Source organism: Hymenobacter sp. DG25A (assembly GCF_001280305.1).
GTDB lineage: Bacteria > Bacteroidota > Bacteroidia > Cytophagales > Hymenobacteraceae > Hymenobacter.
The window spans coordinates 2,453,053-2,468,204 of record NZ_CP012623.1 but is presented as its reverse complement, the minus strand read 5'-3'; the positions used below and the strand labels follow the sequence as shown (position 1 = coordinate 2,468,204).

The window sequence follows — 15,152 nt, the reverse complement described above, 5'->3', positions numbered from 1 at the left end:
TTCTGCCAAAAAGGCCGGCGGGCTACTTCGGCGCGAAGTGTGCCATAGCCGCAGCTTATGTCCTGGTATTCCTCCTTTCTTAAGTCTATATCGGCCCAACGCCCCCGGCCGGATGGCAAGCCCACGCTCACCGTGCGAGAGCGGGTATCGGCGCTCCGGCACCTGCCAGCTTTTCTGCGCCTCATCTGGGAAACCAGCCCTTCGCTCACGCTCGGTAATATGGTCCTGCGCCTGATGCGCGCGGCCCTGCCGCTGGCCATGCTCTATGTGGGTCAGCTGATTCTGGATGCGGTAATCAGCCTCAACCGCCTGCCCGCCGCCGAGCGTATGCTCATGCCCGTTATAAGCCTGCTGGCGCTGGAGTTTGGGCTGGCGGTGCTTTCTGATGCCCTTGGCCGCGCCGTGGCGCTGCTGGATTCGCTGCTGGGCGACCTGTTTGCCAACCGCTCCTCGGTGCGGCTGATGGAGCATGCCGCCGAGCTGGACCTGGACCAGTTTGAAGACAGCACCTTCTACGATAAGCTGGAGCGCGCCCGCCGCCAAACCTTGTCCCGCACCGTGCTGATGTCGCAGGTGCTGGCCCAGGCTCAGGATACCATTACCATGCTGTTTCTGGCCGTGGGCCTGGCCGCCTTCAACCCCTGGCTGCTGCTGCTTTTGCTGATAGCCGTAATTCCCGCTTTTCTTGGCGAGTCGCACTTTAACGAGCGCAGCTACTCGCTGGTGCATTCCTGGACGCCCGAGCGGCGGGAGTTGGACTACCTGCGCCAGACCGGGGCTTCCGATGAAACGGCCAAGGAAGTCAAGATCTTCGGGCTGTCGGGCTTTCTCATTGAGCGGTTTCGGCTGCTTTCCGATGAGTTTTACCAGAAGAACAAAGTACTGGCCCTGCGCCGGGCGGGGTGGGGCGCTTTTTTTGCGGCCGTAGGGGCGGCAGGCTACTACGCAGCTTATGTTTTCATCATCAGCCAAGCAGTAAAGGGCGCCATCAGCATAGGTCAGCTTACCTTTCTGGCCGGCTCGTTTGCCCGCATGCGGGGCTTGCTGGAAGGAATTCTCAGTCGCTTCAGCTCGGTAGCTGAAGGTGCCTTATACCTGCAGGACTTTTTCGACTTCTTTCATCTTCAGCCCCGCATTGTGCGCGACGAAGCCCGGCCCGTACGGCCCTTCCCGCAGCCAATTCAGCAGGGCTTCACATTTGAGAATGTGGGGTTCAAGTACCGCAACGCCGCCGGCTGGGCCCTGCGCCACCTTAACTTCACGCTGCAGGCCGGCGAAAAGCTGGCGCTGGTGGGGGAGAATGGTGCCGGCAAAACCACGCTGGTAAAGTTGCTCGCCCGCCTCTACGACCCCACCGAAGGCCGCATTCTGCTGGATGGCTACGACCTGCGCGAGTACGACCCCGCCGAGCTGCGCCAGGAAATTGGCGTCATCTTCCAGGATTTTGTCCGGTTCCAGCTATCCGCGGGCCAGAACCTGGCCGTGGGCCGCATCGACGAAAAAGACAACCAGCCCCGCATTGAGCAGGCCGCCGCCCAAAGCCTCGCCGATTCCGTGGTGCGCAAGTTGCCCGAGGGCTACAACCAAATAATAGGCCGCCGCTTTTCCAAAGGGGTAGACCTAAGCGGGGGCGAGTGGCAGAAAATAGCGCTGGGCCGCGCCTACATGCGCGATGCGCAGCTGCTGATTCTGGACGAGCCCACTGCTGCCCTGGATGCCCGCGCCGAGCACGAGGTATTCCAGCGCTTCGCCGACCTGACCAAAGGCAAAACCGCCATCCTCATCAGTCACCGCTTCAGCACCGTACGCATGGCCAACCGTATTCTGGTCATTGAGAACGGGCAGTTTGTGGAAATCGGCTCACATGCGGAGCTGCTGGCAAAAGGTGGGCGCTACGCCGAGCTGTTTCAGCTGCAGGCCGCCGGTTACCGGTAGTAAAAATAGCCGGGCAGCAAGGCCAAAACATTTCGGGAGGAGAGTAGTTTGTGCTCTAATTATCAGTAGCTAAGCTGCGGTAAGATCTGTATCTTAATAGAACATATTTTACGATAAGCCTATGAAACCATCAGCCACGCTACTGGTTGCCCTGGGGCTTTCCCTCACGGGCTGCTTCACCGCCTATGAAGCCCAGATTGAATCAGATTATAGTTACAAGGCCGACTTTCGCCACTATCGCACCTTCTCCTTCGTTTCAGGCGACGGGCTAGCCGCCGACACCAGCAAACTAGGGCAAATTCTGCGCGATGCCATCCGTACCCGCCTGCGTCAGCAGGGCTACCAGCAGGCAGAACGCCGCCCCGATTTACTGGTGAACTTCAATGTATATGAGGGGGATTTGCGGTTTCGCGGCTTTGCCCAGCCAACCCTTACTTCCTGGATATCATGGGGGCAAGTTGAGACAGAAAATACGCCCTTCAGCCAGCGGGAGGCCTACCAGCCCCTGCGTTTGATGCTGCGGGAAGGCACCCTACTCATTACTCTGATAGATAACCGCACCAACCGGGCCATCTGGAATGGCTATGCCAGCGGCGTAACGGTGCCGGCCGGCACACAGGGAGTAACCGTGTTGCGCCGCTCCGTGCGCTCCATTTTTGATGAATACCGGGTCTTTACCAAAGGCTATATCAACCACGAGAAGTAAACCCATCGGCTTTAGCGCCGCCCCGTCGGAACCCGGAACTGCAGCCCCAGGGAAGGAATAAACGTCATGCCTTTCATCTTGGTAGACGCACCGTTCAGGAGCTCATAGGTGCCGTAATTCTGATAGAAAACGGCTAGCGCTGGCAGGACGTAGGCATAACGGAAGCCAAATTTGCCGTTGACGAACATGCCGAAAGAGGCAAAGTTGTTGCGCTGCACCAGGCCGGGAATACGGTTGCTGCTGCCCGGCAGATATAGCTTCTCCGGCTCAAAACCATAGCGCAGGAAAGTGTGGTTATAAACCACGCCATAAGACAGGGCGCCAATTTCCTCTTCCGGCCCCAGGGAGCGGCTGAAAACCAGCGGAATCATCAGGTCGTGGCGGGTAGCCCGGAAATTCAGAAACGAGGTAACGTCATCCAAAAAAGGCACATTGGGCAGTTTAGCCCGTTGCGTGGCGTACTGCAGGCCAATGCTGCCGTAGGTGGCCCCGGCGGCCCCCCCGGGACTTTCCGGAGTGCCCGTAGGCCCCAGGAACTGATACATGGCATCGAACACGTGCGTGCCGAAAGCATATTTATAGCCTACATCCACGCGGTCCACCAGGCCGTAGCGCAGGTACAGGTCAGAGTTTGGCTGAATGGGGTCCAGCACGTAGGCCAAAGCGGCCGTTTGCACCCGCTCTATCCGCTTATTGTAGTTAACGGTGTCTTTATTGGCGGCGGCGGCGGCTTCGTCCTTCACCGCATTGCCCAACTCACTCAGGGTTTTGGTGCCTACGTTAAAAATAACATCGCCCCCTACTTTGAACTGTCCCCGGGGCGTAACCTTGCCCGAGTGGATAACAGAGCGTGGAGCAGTACAGGAGGCAACAGCCAGGAGCAGACCCAGGGCAGGCAGCCCACAACGACGGAGTAGGAGAGAGTTCATAGGGGGCGAAGGTAAGGAGCGAACCGGAATTGTTACTGCTCAGCTAAAACCACGCCGAAGCCATGGCAGGACTGGCGGGCTCCCGGGAATTTGGCTACTTTGGCTGCGTATGCAACTCCTCCCTTGCTCTCCCCGGGCTGCTTTCACTGCGGCGCTCCTCCTGGGCCTGGCTGCCTGTGCCCCCCGTGTTCCGGTTTCCAGCCCATCCGTTACGGCGCCCGTTGGCCCGCCCAACAAGTACGCCGATGCTACCCTGCGGCAGATAGCCACTGCCCAGGATGAGCGCAGTACCAGCGCCCTGCTGCCTTTCTTGAGTAGCCCCGAGGCCGCGTACCGTCGTGAGGCCGCCCTGGCTTTCGCCTCGGTGCAGGACCCCGCCGCCGTGCCCGCGCTGGCTCAATTGTTGGCTGCTGACCCCGATGCCTCGGTGCGGCGCATGGCTGCCTTTGCGCTCGGGCAAACCGCTGATACAACTGCCGGCGCCGCGGCCCTTTCAGCGCGTATCACTTCGGAGCCCGACCGCGCCGTGCGGCGCTACGCGCTGGAGGCGCTGGGCCGCAGTACTTCCCGGGCTTCGTTTGAAACCCTGGTTCGGCTGCCGGCCCCGCTTCTGCAGGATACCAGCGCCCAGGTAGGGCAGGCGTGGGGCTTATACCGGGCCGCACTGCGCGGTATTACTTCCGAGGCCGCCGTAACGCGCGTGGTCCAGCTGCTGGCCATGCCCACGCCGTACCGGGCCCGCCTGGCCGCGGCCAATACGCTTGCCCGCATCCGCAACCTCAACCTCACGCCCTTTGCCGCCCAGATCACCAAAGCCTGCCAAACCGACCCTGACTATGCTGTGCGGGCGGCGGCTACACTGGCCCTGGGCAAAGTAACCGCCCCTGAGGTGGCGCCCACGCTGGCCGTGCTGGCCCGCCGCGACAAAGACTACCGGGTACGGTTAAGCGCGCTGCGCGCCATGACGAAAGCCATGTACAGCCCCGTAAAGGAAGCGGCCTGGGATGCCCTGGCCGATAAGGAAGAACAGGTAGCCCTGGTAGCGGCCGAATTTTTTCTGGCCAATGCCACCGGGGAACCCGGCTCTTTATTTCTTGATAAAGCCAATAAAACTGCGCCCTGGCGGGTTCGGGCCACGCTGCTGGCCGCGGCCCTCCGGCAGGAAGGGACCAACCGCGCCGATATCCGCCAGGCCATTGAGCAGCGGTTTGCCGCGGCCAGCTCCGTGTATGAGAAAGGATATTTGTTGAAAGCCTTAAGCGAAGACCCGGCGGCGTATGCATTTGTAGAGCAGGCCACCTTTGCCCCCGGCCAGCCCGTAGTGCTGGGCACTTATGGCATCGAGGCGTTGGTAGCCCTGCGCCACCAGCCGGCTTTCCCGGCGGCGCAGCGCCCTGCTTTTGCGCGGGCCCTAAAGCGCGCCATCAGCAGCGGGGATGTGGCCATGATGGGCACGGCCGCCGAGGCTATCCGGGACCCTAAGCTGGCTTCAGGCAATGAGCTGCCCGGTGCTGCTTTCCTGCGGGAGGCGCAGGGCCGCCTGGTTTTGCCCCGCGACCTGGAAGCCTGGCAGTCCATACAGCTCACCATCGATTATCTGGAGAAAAAGAAGCCCACGGCTCAGCCCATTGCCAAAGCCGCCACGCACCCTATTGACTGGGCCTTAGTGCAAACTATTCCGGCGGGGCAGAAAGCGGTGGTGCATACCAGCAAAGGTCCCGTTACGCTGCTGCTGCTGGTAGAGCAGGCGCCTGGGTCAGTGGCCAGCTTTGTGCAGCTGGTAAAAGCCGGGTTCTACAATCAGAAAAACTTCCACCGCATGGTGCCCAACTTTGTGGTGCAGGGCGGCTGCCCGCGCGGCGACGGCTGGGGCAGCTCTGATTACAATCTACGCTCCGAGTTTGCCGACCTGCGTTATGGCGAAGGAGCCGTAGGCCTGGCCTCGGCCGGGAAAGACACGGAAAGCTGCCAATGGTTTATCACCCATTCTCCTACGCCGCACCTGGATGGCCGCTACACCATTTTTGCGCAGGTAGAAAAGGGAATGGAGGTAGTCAGCCAGCTGGAAATAGGCGATAGTATTGACCGTATCGAACTGTTACCGTAATGAGCCGATTTGCCTTGTTACCTGCTGCCCGTAGGCGCAACCTAACTGCGCTGCTGGTCTGGCTGTGGCTTAGTGTTGCCGCTTCGCCGCTCCAGGCCCAAACCCCGGCCCCGGCCGACACGGTGCATAAGTATGAAGTGCCGGGCCAGGCAAAACGCTGGTATCAGACCAAGGCAGTGCGGGCCACGGCTATTCCGGTGCTGCTCATCGGGTATGGTCTTAGCACCATCAACGGCAACGGCATTTACAGCAGCTACGATGCTCAGCGCGACCTGCACCGCCATTTCCCCAACTTCCATACGAAAGTGGATGATTACCTGGTGCTGACGCCCTATCTGGAGCTGGCCGCTACCACGCTGGCCGGCGTAGAGTCGCACAACGACCGCCTGAACATGGCGTTGGTGATTGTCAAGTCCGAGTTGATTTTCGGGGCGGCGGTTATGGCCCTGAAATACACCACGAACATCCGCCGTCCCGATGACTCCAATATGCACTCCTTTCCCTCGGGCCATACGGCCCAGGCCTTTCTGGCGGCCAGCATTGTGCATACCGAGTTTCGGGATAAAAGTCAGTGGTATGGGGTAGGGGCCTATACGCTGGCCACCAGCGTAGCAGCCCTGCGCATGCTCAACAACCGCCACTGGCAGAGCGACGTGGTAGCAGGGGCCGGCATTGGCATTCTCTCGGCGCACCTGGGCTACCTCACGCACCGCAACCGCTGGGGCCGCAAGCCTATCGGCCGCTCTATCGGGCACGTATCGGCCACCCCTTGGCAAAGCCTGGATGCCACCGGCCTGCGCGTAGTGCTGAGCCTGCGCTGATAAGGAAATTCTTTTTATCTGTATAACCGAAACTGCCCGGCCCGTATTTACGGACCGGGCAGTTTCAGTTAGGCAGGCGGCAAATTATTTGTCCTCACGCCCATGCACGTGGGCAGGGGGCGAGGTGGTTTCTACGGCCGTGAAGGGCTCCAGTATTTTGTAACTGTGCTCGGCACCCTTGGGTACTACCCAGGAGTTGCCGGGCTCCAGTAGCACCATTTGCCCGGCCAGGTGCAGCTCAGCGCGCCCACTAATAACGTAGCCTACCGTTTCATAGGGGCGGGCGGCGGGCTTTTTCGCCGCTGCCGGCTGCTCGTTTTCCCAGAGGCGCATGGCCATATGGATACCGGAAGCCAGATATTTTTCGCCATCGTGGCCCTTGGGCGAGTAGGCAGAATCAACTTTGGTGATGGTCGTGTCAGACATAAAGGGAACAGCTAGAGTAAAAATGAAAGAACAGATCTTATATTTCCTGCTAACGCGCCGCTGAGCCGTGCGGTTACCCTGCGCCAAACCTTCCCGTTCCGCCGGGGTTATGTACGCTCAGTCCTGAGCGCCCTCGTATAAGGAGGCCTGCTTAGCTACACTCACCTATGGATCCTACCTTTATTCGTACGCTGGCTCATGCCCATCAGCAGGTAGCGGCCCCGGTGCCGGGCGAGGCCTTGTGCCACCTGGCCGAGCAAGTGATGAACGTCCTGTTCCCGGAGCGTACCGAGCACCCTTTGCCCACGGAAGAGGCTATTGCCGCCACGCTGCAGAAGCTGCAGGAGCACCTGGCAGCTATCCTGACGGCGCTGCCCATGGAGCCTGCCCTGGCCGATGAAACCGCCACGCACTTATTTAGCCGCCTGCCCGCCCTGCACCAGCTGCTCCTATTGGATGCGGCCGCCATTGTGGCGGCCGATCCGGCCGCGCAGGGGCAGACAGAAGTAGTGCGCACCTATCCGGGGTTCTATGCCATTGCTCTTTACCGGCTGGCGCATGCGCTGTATCAGCTGAAAATTCCTCTGCTGCCACGCATGCTCAGTGAGTATGCGCACGCCCGTACCGGTATTGATATTCATCCTGGAGCGCAGATTGGCTCCTCGTTCTGCATCGACCACGGAACCGGCCTCGTTATCGGGGAAACCGCCGTGATTGGGACGCACGTGAAAATATTCCAGGGCGTCACGCTGGGGGCCCTCAGCGTCACGAAAGAGCTGGCCAACATTAAGCGCCACCCCACCATTGAAGATTACGTGGTGATTTATGCCGGTGCCACCATTCTGGGCGGCAGCACCGTAGTAGGCAGCCACAGCATTATTGGGGGCAATGTCTGGCTGACGGAGAGCGTGCCTTCCCACTCCCGGGTATACCACCGGGCCCAGATACACGTCACCCGCACCGAGGACCCTACTGCCGACTTCACGTTTTCTATCTGAGCCGTCCTGGCCTTATTGCCGCGCCAGTAGTTCCGTCGCTTCCTATTAATTCTAATATCTGACATCAGTAACACCTAAGTTTTCCTCATGAAAGTCAACACCATTCTGGATACCATTGGCAACACCCCGCTGTTGCGCCTCAACCGCCTGTTTGCGCACCGCCCCGATGTAGAAGTCTGGATGAAGCTGGAACGGGCCAACCCCGGCGGCAGCATCAAAGACCGGATTGCGCTGGCCATGGTAGAACAGGCCGAGCAAGATGGTACCCTCACCCCGGACATGACCATTGTAGAGCCCACCTCCGGCAATACCGGCGTGGGACTGGCCATGGTAGCCGCCGTGAAGGGCTACAAAATTATCATTGTGATGCCCGAGTCCATGTCCATTGAGCGCCGCCGACTGATGGCTGCCTACGGAGCGGAACTGGAGCTGACGCCGCGCGAGAAAGGCACCAAAGGGGCTATTGAGCGCGCCCAGGAAATTGTAAAGAGCACGCCCGGCACCTGGATGCCCATGCAGTTTGATAACCCGGCCAACGTGAAGGTGCATAGCGAAACCACCGCCGCCGAAATTATGCGCGACGCTCCCGAGGGCTTCGACTACTATATTACGGGGGTAGGCACTGGCGGCCACCTCACCGGCGTGGCCGAAGTGCTGAAGCCTAAATTCCCCAATCTGAAAGTGTTTGCGGTAGAGCCGGAGCTGTCACCGGTCATCAGCGGCGGCGCTCCCGGTCCGCACCCGCTGCAGGGCATTGGGGCGGGCTTCATTCCCGGCAACCTGCACACGGAAGTGCTGGATGGTACCATCCAGATCAGCCAGCAGGAAGCCTATGAAATGGCCCGGCGCGCCGCCCGCGAAGAAGGCATCTTCATCGGGGTGTCTTCCGGGGCTTCTCTGGCGGCCGTAGCTAAAAAGCTGGATGAGGTTCCCCAGGGCGGCCGCGTGCTCACCTTCTGCTACGATACCGGCGAGCGGTATCTGTCGGTAGAAGGGTTGTTCGTCTAAACTATACCCTTGCCCTCCTCTGATAAAGCCAGAGTGGGGTGTGGGGAAGGCTGGCATTTTGCGGGCCTTCCTCTTTCCTGGTTCACCAACAAAAAAAGCCCTGCAGACTGCCGGGCTTTTTTGTTGAGTATAGACCGTTGTTAAAACGAATGAGCATAGGGCATAAAAAAAGCCTGACTGGTACAGTCAGGCTTTTAAAGAAAAGTGGAGAATATCGGAGTCGAACCGATGACCTCTTGCATGCCATGCAAGCGCTCTAGCCAGCTGAGCTAATCCCCCTTATTTCAAATACCAGCCGCCGTGAAGCGTTTGGTGGGACAAAAGTACAGCCGATATCTGAATCTGCAAGCGCTGAGCCACATTTTTTATAAAAAAAGAGGGCGGAGAAATCTCTCCGCCCTCTTTTGGCTAACTAAGCGGTTGACTTAGTTGAAGATGTAGCGCAGGCCAACCTGACCCTGCCAGCGCGAACCGAGACCACCGGTATCGTTGCGGAAGGTGCGGGACAGAGGCACGCCAGCGTTTACCGAAGTAACACCATTTACCGTTGAGGTAGATGGGCGCGTGAGGTAACCGTACTCAAATACGGGCTGACCCTGACCGTTGTAGCCGGCAAACGTCAGCGGGTTAGTGCGGTTCGTCTGCTGGAAAGTACCCCAGTCGCTGTTCAACAGGTTACCCACGTTGAAGATATCAATGCTCAACTGCAGCGTGTTGCGGTTCTCACCCAGGTCGGTGAAGATGTCCTGCAACAGACGCACGTCGAGGCGGTTCTGCCACGGACGAACGCCACCGTTACGCTCGGCATACTCGCCACGGTTCTGGCTCAGGTACTTGTCCTGCTTGATGTAGTAGTCCAGGTCAGCCCACTGCTGAGCAGCCGTGTAAGTATACGCTTGTGGCGTATTGGCGAAGAAGTTCTGATCACGCAGGTTGATTTCGCTCTGGTTACGAGGAATGTACATCAGGTCATTCGACGTCTGGTTGTCACCGTTCATGTCACCGGAGTACACATACGAGAAACGACCGGCCGGAGCAGCTTCAAAGAACATGGAGAGCGTAGTACCCAGGTGGCCCAGGTACTCCTTGCGGTACGACAGCGAACCGATAACGCGGTGCTGCTGCAGGAAGTTTGAGTAACTTAATGCTTCGGCGTTCGGGTCGCCAGAGATGGAACGGTCACGCCAGATAGACTGGGCAATAGAACCACCATCGTTTACCGAACGGGCGTCGGAGTAGGTATAGGCAGCGCTCAGGTACAAACCGCCGGTGAAGGCTTTCTGCAGCTGGGCCGTTACGGCGTATGAATAACCCTTGTTGGTGTTCTTCATCACAATGGCGTCGCTGATGTTCGGGCGAGCAGCGGTGTTTCCTCCCTGGCTGGAAGGCACCGGACCATAGATCTGGAAGTTGCGGGTAGAAGCCGCTAGGCCGTTGCTACCTACAGCACCGAAGGTGTAGAAGATCGGACGGTTGTCTGCACCATTTGCACGAGCGAAAGGAGCACTCTCGCTGCCGGGCAGGTTCACGTTCTGGTGGTATACGGCGTTCAGGTCGCGGGTATAGAAGGCTTCCAGGGTACCAATGATGCCGCCAGGGAGTTCCTGGTCAACAGCCATGTTGGTACGCCATACCTGCGGGAATTTGAAATCTGTATCCGTTACGGCCAGGTTGTAAGCGGTGTTAGCCGTTGCGTTCTGCGGCACATAAGCCTTTTCGTTTGGATCGAAGTAAGACGGCGTGCCATCAGGGTTGGTAGCGGTAACCGTGGTAGGGTTAATAGTGTTAGAACCGGTCAGGGTATAGGAGCCAAACTGCACGCCGTTGTTGCTGGCTTGGTTAGACAGCCAAACAAACGGTACGCGGCCGGTGAAGATACCGGTACCACCACGCAGCTGGGTTTTGCTGTCGCCGTTCACGTCCCAGTTGAAACCAACGCGGGGTGAGAGCAGTACGCGCTTCTTCGGTACTTCGCCGGTGTTGATTTTCACACCGTCGCGGAAGGTCAAAGCAGCCGCATTTGTGTTCTGCTGCAGGTCAGAGGTCAGGAAAGGAAGGTCAGCACGGATGCCGTACGTTACTTTCAGGTTGTTGAGCGGAGACCATTCGTCCTGGGCATACAGTCCCAACTGAGCAGCAGTAATTTCCGCGAAGGGGAACTCTCCACCCGGCAGAGCCGAGTACTGCAGGTTGTAGCGGGCTGGGCCCTGGCGCGACTGATCAGCTCCGAGAGGCGTGTATTTGCCGGTAGCACGGTCATAGTTATAACCTGCCGAAGCATAGAAGTCCTCCAGCGAGTTGAAGGAGTAGTTGCCGTAGTAGTTAGGCGCAAAGCCGTTTTTGAACTTGTAGTACTCATTGTAAGTACCCACCGTTACGTTGTGCTTGCCCAGGTAAGCCGTGAAGTTGTCACCAATCTGCGCTACATCCGAGTTCAGGATGTTATTAGCCGAGAAAGGCTCGTAGCCGAAGGAGGTAAATGAGTTTTGGGCGTTGATGCCGTTTAGGGCAGCACCCGTGCTCAGACCTACGGAGGTTCCAATATCAACCAGCGGGAAAATACCGCCGCTGCTTTCGCGGAAGTCGCGGAAAGCCGTGAAACCGGCCGTCAGGTTGTTCGAGTACTTACCACCACCCAGCGTGCTGTTCAGTTCAGCAATGAACGAATTCAGGTTGTTGTTGATGGTGTAGTAAGAAGACGAGAAGGGCAGACCGAACTGCGACTGGGAGCGTTGGCCGGCAATAGCGCCCGAGGTGCTCGGAGGAATATCGGCGTACGACTGCAGCCAGTTGTACTTGATGTTGAAGCGGTGGTTCTGGGTAATGTTCCAGTCCAGCTTTACAGTAGCCTTGTCACTGTTGGAGCGCAGCTGGTAGTTTTCAAAGTCACCGGCGCTGAACTGATATTTCTCCTGCAGGAATGTGCGCAGGGTTTCCAGGTCACGGGCCGAGGCCTGCGAGGTCTGGGAGCCAATTGCCGGAGGCGTATCGGAGCGGTTAGCGGTGAAGTTGCCGGTTGGCGGGTCGTTACGACGCTCACGCTCGGCATTTACGAAGAAGAACAGCTTGTCCTTAATGATAGGGCCGCCAAAACGGAAACCTTCGTTGTGCAGACGGAACTTGGGGTAGTCCTGCTCAAAGTCACCTACTTTGCTGCCTACCAGTTTCTGGTCGCGGTAGAAGCCGTACAGCGAGCCGGAGAATTTGTTGGTACCGGAACGGGTTACTACGTTAATGCCGGCGCCCGTAAACGAGCCCTGACGAACGTCGAAAGGAGCAATACTTACCTGAATCTGGTCAATAGCGTCCAGGGAGATAGGCTGCGCGCCCGCCTGGCTACCTACAGTAGACTGCAGACCAAAAGCGTTGTTGAAGATAGCACCGTCAATGGTTACGTTGTTGAAGCTGCTGCTGCGGCCACCAAAGCTGTTGCCGTTCGACTGCGGCGTGAGACGCGTATAGTCGCTCAGGGAACGGTTGATGGTAGGCAGACGCTCAATCTGCTCGCGCTGTACCGTGGTAGCGGCACCGGTGCGGTCAGAGTTGATCACCGGGTTCTGCTGACCAGTTACGGTTACGTTGCCCAGCTCCGTGGTAGCTTCGCTCAGGTTGATGTCTAAACGCTGGTTCTGGCCCAGCGAGAGAGATAAACCTTCACGGGTAGCATCCTTGTAGCCAATAAAGGTTACACGCACGGTGTAAGGTCCGCCTACACGCATGTTCTGGATGTTGAAGCGACCTTCCGAGTTGGTAGGGGCCACATACTGGGTGTTGGTAGGCGTGTGGATGGCAATAACCGTAGCTCCGGGAAGTCCGGCGCCGGCCTTGTCGGTAATAGTACCGTTCATGGCCGCTGTGGTTGTGCCTTGGCTCCAGCCCACATGCGCTGAAAGTACTGTCAGCAGCAGCAGTAAGAAGTGGCGTAAACCTAAATTCTTCATAGAAGGGAAAATTGGTGAAAAATGAGGAGCCTTAGAAAACGGATGCAAAAGTACTGAAATCACTTGGTCTCATAGATTACAAAATCATTATCAATGAGAGTTGGATAAAACAGCTATTGCGGCGCAAATGTACACTGAAGTATTAGATTTTTGGGCGTACCGCTTTAATAAAACGACTCAGATAATAGTCCGATTCTAAGCTGTTTTCCACTACACCTAGTGAGGTTGAGGAGTGGATAAATTGCACTCCTTCCGGAGAGACGTCGGTTACTAGGCCTACATGGGTAATGGCGCCGCTGCCAGGCGAGGCCCCAAAAAAGATCAGGTCGCCGGCCCGTAACTCCTGCGGGCGAATGGGAGTGCCCCATAGGGCCTGCTCATTGGAGGAGCGGGGAATAGGAACCTGAATTGCGCTAAAAGAGGCCAGGAGCAGGCCGGAGCAGTCCATACCCATGCGGGTGGTGCCGCCATACTTATAAGGCGTGCCCTGGTAGGAGCGGGCCGTTTCGATAACCGTATTGATTTCCCGGCTGGAGGGTGCTGAATTGCCTTTGCGCTTGGCTACTACTTTGGTGCGGCCGGCCGGCGTATTGCGCACCGTCTTACTCTTGCGGGCGCCGCCCCGACGGCGCTCCTCGGCCTTGATGCGGGCCATCTCGCGGGCTGATACATAGTGGCCGTTGCGGTAATTTACTTTCCGGGTGCTGTTGCAGCCCGTCAGAAACAACACCAGAGCCAGTGCTGTATAGTAAAACCAATGAACCCTGAACGTCGAAACCTGTACCTTAGCAGAGTAATGCCACATCGGGGCAAAGATAAGCGAGTTCCTCATCAAGCAGAAAATGTCTGAGTTTCAAATCATCACCCCGGCGCTGCTGGAGGCCTTTGAGCGTATTGTGGGCGCAACGCACGTTCTCACGGCCCAAAGCGCAGAAGCCGACGTGTACGCCGGCTATGGCCGGGACCATACCGAGGACTTGCATTTTGAGCCGGGCGTTGTACTTCGGCCGGGTAACGCCGAAGAGGTTAGCCAGATTGTGCGCCTCTGCCACGAAAATCATATTCCGGTTACCGCCCGCGGCGCCGGCACTGGCCTGAGCGGCGGCGCCCTGCCCATTCATCAGGGGGTAGTGCTGAGCCTGGAGCGGCTCAATAAAATTATTCAGATAGATGAGCGCAACCTGCAGGCTACCGTGGAGCCTGGGGTAGTAAATGAGGTATTTCAGAATGCGGTGAAGGAGGTGGGGCTTTTCTACCCACCCGACCCCGCCAGCAAGGGCAGTTGTTTCCTGGGCGGCAACCTGGCCCACAGCAGCGGAGGCCCCAAGGCTGTGAAGTACGGAACCACCAAGGACTATGTGCTGAACCTGGAAGTGGTATTGCCCACCGGCGACATTATCTGGACGGCTGCCAATACCCTGAAAAACTCCACCGGCTACAATCTCACCCAGTTGATGGTGGGGTCAGAAGGTACGCTGGGGATTATCACCAAGGCCGTTTTTCGTCTGCTGCCGTATCCGCAGCATAATATCCTAATGCTGGTGCCCTTCCGCCGGGAGGAGCAGGCGGCCGAAGCGGTGGCGGCCGTGTTCCGGGCCGGCATCATTCCCTCCGGCATGGAGTTTATGGAGCGGGAAGCCATTGCCTGGTCTTCTGATTATCTGAAAATTCCCCTGACGCTGCCCGAGGACATCCGGGCCCACCTGCTGATCGAGTTGGATGGGCAGGATCTGGATCAGCTATATAAGGAAGCCGAGCAGGTATATGGGGTATTGGAAGGCTACGACGTAGGCGAAATTCTGCTGGCCGACAATGCCACCCAGAAAGACGAGTTGTGGAAGATCCGCCGCAACATCGGCAATTCCGTGCGCTACAACTCCGTCTATAAGGAAGAGGACACCGTAGTGCCCCGGGCCGAGCTGCCCACCCTGCTGAAAGGGGTAAAGGAAATTGGCGCGCGCTACGGCTTCAAGAGCGTGTGCTACGGCCACGCCGGCGACGGCAACCTGCACGTGAACATCATCCGCGGCAACCTGACCGATGAGGAATGGAATGTAGGGCTGCGTCAGCCCATCACGGAGATTTTTGAGCTTTGCGTAAAGCTGGGCGGTACCATCTCCGGGGAGCATGGCATCGGGCTGGTACAGAAGGGCTACATCGGCATTGCGCTGAAAGAAGTTAACCTGAACCTGATGCGCGGCATCAAGCAGGTATTCGATCCGCACGGCATCATGAACCCCGGCAAAATCTTTTAACCACCCGTGTTGCTTTCTTCCCTGCC

11 protein-coding genes and 1 tRNA gene are annotated in these 15,152 nt (G+C 58.1%); 7 read left to right on the top strand and 5 right to left on the bottom strand.

Translation table 11 applies throughout. From position 1 onward, the window contains the following. Positions 1-57 precede the first annotated feature (57 nt). A complete protein-coding gene (locus tag AM218_RS10555; protein ID WP_054413831.1) occupies positions 58-1,935 on the top strand; it encodes an ABC transporter ATP-binding protein in 1,878 nt (625 codons plus the stop codon). A 121-nt stretch (positions 1,936-2,056) separates the two neighbouring features. Continuing rightward, positions 2,057-2,641, top strand: a complete 585-nt coding sequence (locus AM218_RS10550; protein WP_054413830.1) for a DUF4136 domain-containing protein — start codon at positions 2,057-2,059, stop codon at positions 2,639-2,641. A gap of 11 nt (positions 2,642-2,652) precedes the next feature. Here AM218_RS10550 and AM218_RS10545 read toward each other — a convergent pair whose 3' ends face one another. Then, positions 2,653-3,570 carry a hypothetical protein gene (locus AM218_RS10545; RefSeq protein WP_054413829.1) on the bottom strand — a complete coding sequence of 306 codons (918 nt, stop codon included), beginning with the start codon at positions 3,568-3,570 and terminating at the stop codon, positions 2,653-2,655. A 109-nt stretch (positions 3,571-3,679) separates the two neighbouring features. Here AM218_RS10545 and AM218_RS16580 point away from each other — a divergent pair, with 109 nt between their 5' ends. Together AM218_RS16580 and AM218_RS10535 are read left to right on the top strand one after the other, a co-directional pair. Continuing rightward, the gene (locus tag AM218_RS16580; RefSeq protein ID WP_082318180.1) at positions 3,680-5,677 is read left to right on the top strand and encodes a HEAT repeat domain-containing protein; all 1,998 of its coding nucleotides are present in this window, start codon (positions 3,680-3,682) and stop codon (positions 5,675-5,677) included. Positions 5,678-5,691: 14 nt separating this feature from the next. Next, positions 5,692-6,498 (top strand): phosphatase PAP2 family protein, encoded by an 807-nt coding sequence (locus tag AM218_RS10535; protein ID WP_197273947.1) that lies wholly within the window; start codon positions 5,692-5,694, stop codon positions 6,496-6,498. 84 nt (positions 6,499-6,582) lie between these two features. On the opposite strand, the gene AM218_RS10530 is transcribed toward AM218_RS10535, so the two are convergent. Then, complete coding sequence (locus AM218_RS10530) at positions 6,583-6,924, bottom strand: cupin domain-containing protein (RefSeq protein ID WP_054413827.1); 342 nt, start codon at positions 6,922-6,924, stop codon at positions 6,583-6,585. A gap of 167 nt (positions 6,925-7,091) precedes the next feature. Here AM218_RS10530 and AM218_RS10525 point away from each other — a divergent pair, with 167 nt between their 5' ends. After that, positions 7,092-7,922: a serine O-acetyltransferase gene (locus AM218_RS10525; RefSeq protein ID WP_054413826.1), complete on the top strand. Its 831-nt coding sequence runs from the start codon at positions 7,092-7,094 to the stop codon at positions 7,920-7,922. Between the two features lie 87 nt (positions 7,923-8,009). Continuing rightward, a complete protein-coding gene (gene cysK / locus AM218_RS10520) occupies positions 8,010-8,930 on the top strand; it encodes a cysteine synthase A (protein WP_054413825.1) in 921 nt (306 codons plus the stop codon). 205 nt (positions 8,931-9,135) lie between these two features. Here cysK and AM218_RS10515 read toward each other — a convergent pair. The 3 genes from AM218_RS10515 to AM218_RS10505 form a co-directional block, all read right to left on the bottom strand. After that, positions 9,136-9,209: transfer RNA gene (locus AM218_RS10515), tRNA-Ala, on the bottom strand. A 146-nt stretch (positions 9,210-9,355) separates the two neighbouring features. Then, positions 9,356-12,871, bottom strand: coding sequence for a TonB-dependent receptor (locus AM218_RS10510; protein WP_071843763.1), 3,516 nt, complete (start codon positions 12,869-12,871; stop codon positions 9,356-9,358). 142 nt (positions 12,872-13,013) lie between these two features. Further along, the gene (locus AM218_RS10505; RefSeq protein WP_082318179.1) at positions 13,014-13,676 is read right to left on the bottom strand and encodes a C40 family peptidase; all 663 of its coding nucleotides are present in this window, start codon (positions 13,674-13,676) and stop codon (positions 13,014-13,016) included. A gap of 37 nt (positions 13,677-13,713) precedes the next feature. Here AM218_RS10505 and AM218_RS10500 point away from each other — a divergent pair, with 37 nt between their 5' ends. Next, entirely contained in the window at positions 13,714-15,126 is a 1,413-nt protein-coding gene (locus AM218_RS10500) for an FAD-binding oxidoreductase (protein WP_054413823.1), read from the top strand. Positions 15,127-15,152 lie beyond the last annotated feature (26 nt).

What these genes read in the sequence shown, in the direction of transcription:
- AM218_RS10555 (WP_054413831.1), top strand. Translation starts at nt 58, where the DNA reads ATGTCCTGGTATTCCTCCTTTCTTAAGTCTATATCGGCCCAACGCCCC.
- AM218_RS10550 (WP_054413830.1), top strand. Translation starts at nt 2,057, where the DNA reads ATGAAACCATCAGCCACGCTACTGGTTGCCCTGGGGCTTTCCCTCACG.
- AM218_RS10545 (WP_054413829.1), bottom strand. Translation starts at nt 3,570, where the DNA reads ATGAACTCTCTCCTACTCCGTCGTTGTGGGCTGCCTGCCCTGGGTCTG.
- AM218_RS16580 (WP_082318180.1), top strand. Translation starts at nt 3,680, where the DNA reads ATGCAACTCCTCCCTTGCTCTCCCCGGGCTGCTTTCACTGCGGCGCTC.
- AM218_RS10530 (WP_054413827.1), bottom strand. Translation starts at nt 6,924, where the DNA reads ATGTCTGACACGACCATCACCAAAGTTGATTCTGCCTACTCGCCCAAG.
- AM218_RS10525 (WP_054413826.1), top strand. Translation starts at nt 7,092, where the DNA reads ATGGATCCTACCTTTATTCGTACGCTGGCTCATGCCCATCAGCAGGTA.
- cysK (WP_054413825.1), top strand. Translation starts at nt 8,010, where the DNA reads ATGAAAGTCAACACCATTCTGGATACCATTGGCAACACCCCGCTGTTG.
- AM218_RS10510 (WP_071843763.1), bottom strand. Translation starts at nt 12,871, where the DNA reads ATGAAGAATTTAGGTTTACGCCACTTCTTACTGCTGCTGCTGACAGTA.
- AM218_RS10505 (WP_082318179.1), bottom strand. Translation starts at nt 13,676, where the DNA reads ATGTGGCATTACTCTGCTAAGGTACAGGTTTCGACGTTCAGGGTTCAT.
- AM218_RS10500 (WP_054413823.1), top strand. Translation starts at nt 13,714, where the DNA reads ATGTCTGAGTTTCAAATCATCACCCCGGCGCTGCTGGAGGCCTTTGAG.